We start from the raw sequence: 6,456 nt of genomic DNA, 5'->3' as shown, positions 1-6,456 counted from the left end.
GGGCGGCCGAGCAGATCGAGCCGCTGCGCTCTGGCGACGTCGCCGCCTTCGCCGTCGAGGGTGATGATGGCGAGGACGAAGTGACCGTGCTGGTGCAGTGCCGCCTGCAGGATTGTGCCGCCGTCGCTGCGCTGCGCCATGAGGTGTCAGCCGTTGTCCACCGCAGCGCGGGGATTGAATGCAGGGTCGTCATGGTGCCGCCCAAGAGCCTGCCCTTCACCTCTTCCGGAAAGCTGTCACGCGCGGGTGCCAGGCAGAAATTCCTGTCGGGCGAGATCGGTGAGCTCACCGTGCTGGCCGCGGCGCCGGAGGCGGCCCTTCTCGAAGCAGCACTCTGACGGTCAGGCCGCCCACATTCGCGGCACGGCCGGCGCGATGACCCGTCTTGTCGCCATCACCGGTGCCACTGGCTTTGCCGGCCGCCATGCCTTGGCCGAACTCATGCGCCGTGGCCACCAGCTGCGCGCCCTTGTGCGCAGCCCCGGGGCCGCAAGGCTTCCCGAAGGGGTCGAGATGGTGGCGGGCGGCCTCTCTGATGCCGATGCACTGCAACGCCTGGTGACGGGTGCCGATGCCGTCGTCCACCTTGCGGGTGTTCTCGCGGCGTTGGACAGGCAAGGCTATTTCAGCGTCAACTTCACGGGCACCGAAGCGCTCGCCGGGGCCGCGCTGCGGGCGCGCGTGGGCCGCTTCGTTCACATCTCCTCACTTGCCGCGCGCGAACCGCAGCTGTCGCATTACGCCGCCAGCAAGAACGCCGCGGAGCAGGCGGTGGCGCGGCAGGGCCCGGCATTCAACGCCGTGATCATCCGGCCGCCGGCCGTCTATGGGCCAGGAGACCGCGGCACGCTGCCGCTGATCCGCGAACTGACACGGCCCGTGGCCGCCATTCCCGGGCAGCGCGCGGCGCGCTTTTCCCTGATCCATGCGCGGGATCTCGCCCGTATCATTGCTGACACGATTGAGGGAACGGAGCAGGGCATCCATGAGGTGAGCGATGGCAGGCCGGGTGGCTATGGCTGGGAGGAGCTGATCAGCACCGCCAGCGCATTCCGCGGCGCCAGGGTCAATGCACTGTTCCTGCCGCGGGCCGTTCCGGCGATGGTGGCGGCGGGTGCTGAAGCGCTGGCGCGGATCACGGGGAGACCCGGCCTCGTGAACCGCGGCAAGGTTGCGGAGCTCTATCACCCCGACTGGGTGTGCCGGGAGGGCACGCTGCGCCTTGCGGATCCGATCCGCTTTGAACAGGGCTTTGCGGAGACCGTGGCATGGTACCGCGAGGCCGGATGGTTGCCTCGGGGCGCTGCTGCCGATAGAAGCCCGGCACACTGAAGGATGCGATGATGACCGATACCGAGGACCGGATCTGCAAGCTGCTCGAACCGTTCAACACGAACGGCACGGTGCTTTCGGCTTCGACCGACATTTCAACCGACCTCAACATCGATTCCGTCACGGTGATGGATTTCGTGATGGAGGTCGAGGACCATTTCGACGTTGAGATTCCATTGAACGTGCTGTCCGAGACGCGCACCGTTGCGGATCTTGCACATGTCGTCGACGCCCGCGTGAAGAAGGACTGAGCCATGGACCTGTTGATGAAGCTCAAAGGCATCGCCGAGCGCCACACGCGGATGAAGGCGCTGGGGGTCGATGCCATCGGCGTGACCAATGAGCGGATCCTCTCGCCCACCCGCGCCATCATCGATGGCCGCGAGACGATCCTCGCCGGCACCAACAACTACATGGGCATCACCTTTGATGCCGAGTGCATCGCTGCGGGCAAGAAGGCGCTGGATGAATTCGGCACCGGCACGACCGGCTCGCGCATCGCCAATGGCTCCTTCGCGCTTCATGCCGACCTCGAGAATGAATTTGCGGCCTTCCTCGCGCGGCGCCATTGCATCGTCTTCACCACGGGCTACCAGGCGAACCTCGGCATGATGTCGGGTCTGGCGGGTCCGCGCGACACGATCTATCTCGACGCGGACTCGCACAGCTCGATCTATGACGGTTGCACGCTGTCGGGCGCCAAGCTGGTGCGCTTCCGCCACAATGACGCAGCCGATCTCGACAAGCGCCTGTCACGCGGGGAGCAGGACGAGGGCGGCGGCAAGCTCGTCGTGCTGGAAGGCATCTACTCCATGCTGGGCGACAGGGCGCCGCTCGCCGACTTCATCGAGGTCAAGAAGAAGCACGGCTTCCAGCTGCTCGTCGACGAAGCACATTCCTTCGGTGTGCTGGGCCCCAATGGCCGGGGCCTTGCAGATGAAGCGGGCCTCGAAAGGGAAGTGGACTTCATCGTCGGCACCTTCTCGAAGAGTGTGGGCGCCATCGGCGGCTTCGGGGCGGGTGACCATCCCTATTTCGAGTATCTCCGCTATGCCATGCGGCCCTATATGTTCACGGCGTCCTCCTCCCCGGCCTCGGTTGCAACCTCGCTGGCCGCAATCCGCAAGCTGGCCGCCGAGCCGCAGCGCAGGACCCGGCTGATGGAGAACTCCGCCCGCCTGTTCCACGGCTTCAAGGCGCTGGGCCTCGACCTTGGCTGCGACGTTGTGAGCCCCGTCGTCGCGGTGCGCTGCCCGGATGAGCCGACAACCATCGCGATGTGGGATGCGCTGCTGAAGGCGGGCGTCTACGTCAACATCGCGCTGCCGCCGGGCACACCCAACAAGCTGTGCCTGCTGCGCTGCTCGGTCTCGGCCGCCCACAGCGAGGCGGAGATCGACCGTGTCATCGAACTCTTCGGCGCAGTCGTCGCCGAGGGTCATGGCAAGAAGGTTGTGAACGGTTAGCGCGGCGGGCGATCAATAGAGATCAGCTTGCCCTCATCTCCCCGTTGCGTTTCGCAACGGGTCCCTTCTTCTCCCGCTGAAGAAGCGGGAGAAGACATTGGCAGTCACAAACAATCGATGTGGTCGCTAGCTGCGCAAGCTATTGAGTCTGGAGGCAGGCGCTAGGCCCTTACGAAGGTGAACAGCGGGCCGGTTTCCAGCCGCAACGGTTCATCCGTGGGCGGAGGAAAGAACTCGCCGTCGATGACGAACATCACCTTCGAGGTGACCTCCAGTTGATCCGCGCAGAAACTCACCGAACCGGGGGGAGGCGTGCGGCCCTCGCCGCCATACATGACGGGCAACATCCAGCGGGCCACCGAGGGGACGGGATAGGGAAACACCGTGGTGCGGATCGGCGCCGTCTTGCCGCCCCAGAACGGCCTGGTGTTGAGCACCAGCCTATCGAGGGTCGTCGACATCTGAAGCAGCTGCGGGCCTTCCGCATGGAGCCTTCCCTGGGCCCTGACCGAGATCGGATAGGGCCGGTCGAAGCGGCTCGTGTCATCAGGATCGGGTGCCGAGAAGAGATATTTGCGCAGCGCCGTGAGGAGTGTTCCGGCCACCGCCCATTGCCCTTTCACGCCCTTGTCGTTGAAGGCCTGCTGGCAATAGCGCGTGGCCACCGCCACGGCCCCCGTGCCAACGAACATGCCATGGCGCACCTGCCCGTCACCCGGGTTGGCGCAGCGGATGGTGTGGCGCGTCAGCACGTCATGCCCTTCGAGACTTCTGAGGAAGGCTGCCTGGCGCTCGATCGCATGGCTGCGGAAGCCGATGTCGTTGGCGCTCAGATTGGTCGTGCCATGCGGAAGAAGTGTTAATCTCGGTGGTGCGGGAAAGATGCCGTGCTCGGCGACGAGGGTCAGGATTTCCTGGATCGTGCCGTCGCCTGAACTGATGAAGAGATCGCTCACCCCTTCGGCAGCCATCTCCCGCATGAAGCCTTCCAGCTGTCCGAAGCGCTCCAAAACACGGATGACGATCCCCGTGCTGCCCGCGAGGCTTGCCGCCAGCGCCAGGCCCTTGCCGCTGCCCTTGCCGGCGCTTGGGTTGACGATCAGCCCGGCCCGTCTCCCGGGCTGTCCGCTTGCCTGCGCCATGGTTCAGACCGTCTCGGCCCTGAGGGTGAGCACCGCAGCCAGCGAGCCGAAGGCCGCAAGCGGGAACCACGCCGCAAGCCAGGGCGTCACAAAGCCAAGCTCACCCATCGTCAGGGAAATGCCGTCGACGATGAAGAACAGGAACCCCAAGCCCACGCCCACCGCGAACAGCACGCCAAGCCCGCCGCCGCGCCGGAAGCGCGTGGCCAGGGGAATGCACAGCGCCATCATGAGCAGGCCGGAGAAGAACAGGGACACGCGCTTGTGCGCCCATGTCTCGTAAACCCAGACGGGCCTGATCCCGAAGCCCTGGTTATCGATGAAATAGGAGAGCTCGGCGAGCGACATGTCTTCCGGGGCGCCGGAGCGGGCGCCGGCCTGCGCCGGTTTCATGGCCCCCGAATAGACCAGCGTCTCGAGCCGCGACGGCTGGAGATTGTCACGGTAGTAGACGAGCACGCCGGAGAGCGTCCAGCGCCCGCCCGACAGCTCCGCCTGCGCGGCGTAGATCTGTTCGCGCAGCAGGCCGTTGCCGTCACGCCGGAAGATGATCACGTCCTCGAGCCTTGTTGAGTCCGCATTGGCGGAGCCGGCGCGCAGGATGTCGGGGCCGGCGCGCATCCAGATCGGGTCCTTCTCGCCCACCTTCAGCTTGTCGGCCCCATAGTCGCCGATGCCCCAGTCACGCAGCTGCGGCGTGGTGGCGGGAATGGCAGTGTCGGACAGTACGAACTGCAGCCCCCCGGCCAGGAAGGCCAGCGGCAGCAGCATGGACAGCAGCCGGACCGGCGACAGGCCCGCCGCCCAGATCGCCACCATCTCGTTGCGGTAGCTGAGTTCGGTCAGCGACAGCAGCATGGCGAGCAGCATGCTGATGCCCATGTAATTGGAAACAACCGAGGGCGCGCGGTGCAGCATGTAGTCGATCAGGATCCAGGAATCGCCCGGGCGCAGCGCCTGCACGTCCTTGGCATTGGCCAGAAGGTCGAGCGAGAGCACGAAGAAGGAGATGCCAAGCAGGATCGCGATGTAACGGCTCGCGACCATGCGGATGAGCATCCAGCCGATGATCTTCATCATTGCGCCGCACTCCACCCGGCACGGCGCAGCAGCGTGTGGCGCAGGCCCGACAGGCCATCCCCTGCGCGGTCGATGAGGCTGCTCACCATGTCATTGCGCAGGGTGAAGCAGGTTGTGACGTAGCGCCAGCCGGCGAAGAGCGCCAGCAGCAGCCAGGGCAGCCACATGCTGACATAGGGCGACAGGATGGCGTTGTTGGAGGCGGAGGCGCCCTTGTGGATGATCTCGTTGTAGAGAACGATCAGCACCAGCGCGACCCCGGTGCGGAAGCCGCGCGAGCTGCGCCGGGAACCGACCGCAAAGGGAATGGCGAGGAACGGCAGGATCAGGATGCTGGCCGCGGTGACGAGCCGTTCGTGCAGCTCGGAGGAGACCTCTTCACGGCTGGCCTTGGGCGGCGGCTTGTCGAGCGCCGCGAACAGCTCCGGCAGGGTCAGTTCGCGCTCGTCCTCGCCACGTGGGCGGAAAATGTCCTTGGAAATGCGGCCGAGCGGCGTGTCGGCGACCGCGAACTCCGTCGTCTCGCCGACGGCCGGCGTGGGGGAGGCGACCGCCGGCCGCTCCTTGAAGGACAGGCGGTGCCCGTAAGCGAGTTGCAGCGTCGGCCGCTGGCCTTGAGCATTCTCGAGCAGGGCACCGCGTGCCGCCGTCACCGTCTCTGAGCCTTCCGCTCCCTTGTCCTGGAAGATGAAGGCATGCTCGAAGGCGTTCTTTCCGCGGTCCAGCCGGTCGATGATGAAGGTGCGCTCGCCCGCCTGCATGAAGACGCCTTCCTCCGCCAGGTAGAACACATCGATGTTCTGCACGTCGAACACCACGGAGCGGTAGGCATAGCGCGCATGCGGTTGCACCCAGCCCATGATGAGGAGGGAGAGTGCTGCGAGCAGGGCGCCCAGCACGATCACCGGGCGCGCCATGCGGCTGAGGCCGATGCCGGAGGCCATGAAGGCGTCCGTCTCCGAATTGGCGGACATCTTGCCGAAGCCCAGCAGGAGGCCGAGGAACAGCGCCGCGGGAAGGGCGGTGCCGAGATAGTGCGGCACCAGGTAGGCCAGCATCTCGAACACCGCGGTAAAGGAGTTCTTCTTGCCCAGCGTTGCGTCAAGGAGCCGGACCATGCGGTCGGCCAGCAGCATCAGAAGGCCGATCACCAGCGCGCCCGCCAGCGGCAGCGAGACCTGCTTCAGCACATGCCTGTCGATGATGGGGAGCAACCGGGCTTAGCCTTCGCAGCGGTGGGAACTGGGCATGGCGTCAATCTAGAGCATGATCCGCAAAAGTGGAAACCACTTTTGCGACAAGATCATGCTCAAGGAATTGATCTTGCGCGAGTTCTTTTCGACCAGGTGATTCCACCTGGTCGGAACGCGCGCTAGTGTCCTGATTCCGAAGTTTTTGTGATTTGATTTTGTCTGAGGCAGAAACGTTTGATGGCG

Annotated in this window: 7 protein-coding genes and 1 pseudogene; 4 read left to right on the top strand and 4 right to left on the bottom strand. The window is 65.3% G+C overall.

The annotated features are described in order from the left end of the window. The 4 genes and pseudogenes from ACILRA_RS18180 to spt form a co-directional block, all read left to right on the top strand. Positions 1-338 (top strand): annotated as a pseudogene (locus tag ACILRA_RS18180) (hypothetical protein); the annotation flags it as partial. 37 nt (positions 339-375) lie between these two features. Beyond that, positions 376-1,332 (top strand): NAD-dependent epimerase/dehydratase family protein, encoded by a 957-nt coding sequence (locus tag ACILRA_RS18175; RefSeq protein ID WP_395663477.1) that lies wholly within the window; start codon positions 376-378, stop codon positions 1,330-1,332. Positions 1,333-1,343: 11 nt separating this feature from the next. Next, positions 1,344-1,583 (top strand): acyl carrier protein, encoded by a 240-nt coding sequence (locus ACILRA_RS18170; protein ID WP_395663476.1) that lies wholly within the window; start codon positions 1,344-1,346, stop codon positions 1,581-1,583. Between the two features lie 3 nt (positions 1,584-1,586). Then, a complete protein-coding gene (gene spt, locus ACILRA_RS18165; protein ID WP_395663475.1) occupies positions 1,587-2,798 on the top strand; it encodes a serine palmitoyltransferase in 1,212 nt (403 codons plus the stop codon). Between the two features lie 161 nt (positions 2,799-2,959). On the opposite strand, the gene ACILRA_RS18160 is transcribed toward spt, so the two are convergent. The 4 genes from ACILRA_RS18160 to ACILRA_RS18145 all read right to left on the bottom strand — a co-directional run. Then, the gene (locus tag ACILRA_RS18160; protein ID WP_395663474.1) at positions 2,960-3,940 is read right to left on the bottom strand and encodes a diacylglycerol/lipid kinase family protein; all 981 of its coding nucleotides are present in this window, start codon (positions 3,938-3,940) and stop codon (positions 2,960-2,962) included. Between the two features lie 3 nt (positions 3,941-3,943). Continuing rightward, a complete protein-coding gene (locus tag ACILRA_RS18155) occupies positions 3,944-5,020 on the bottom strand; it encodes an LptF/LptG family permease (protein WP_395663473.1) in 1,077 nt (358 codons plus the stop codon). Then, positions 5,017-6,234, bottom strand: a complete 1,218-nt coding sequence (locus ACILRA_RS18150; RefSeq protein WP_395663472.1) for an LptF/LptG family permease — start codon at positions 6,232-6,234, stop codon at positions 5,017-5,019. Before ACILRA_RS18150 ends, ACILRA_RS18155 begins: the two co-directional genes overlap by 4 nt. Before the next feature lie 40 nt (positions 6,235-6,274). Next, positions 6,275-6,456 (bottom strand): hypothetical protein (locus ACILRA_RS18145; protein WP_395663471.1); only part of this gene is annotated, 182 nt, incomplete at its 5' end.

This window comes from Aestuariivirga sp. (genome assembly GCF_044239095.1).
Classification (GTDB): Bacteria; Pseudomonadota; Alphaproteobacteria; order Rhizobiales; family Aestuariivirgaceae; genus Aestuariivirga.
Note: the sequence above shows the minus strand (reverse complement) of the source record. Positions and strands in the feature narration are given on the sequence as shown.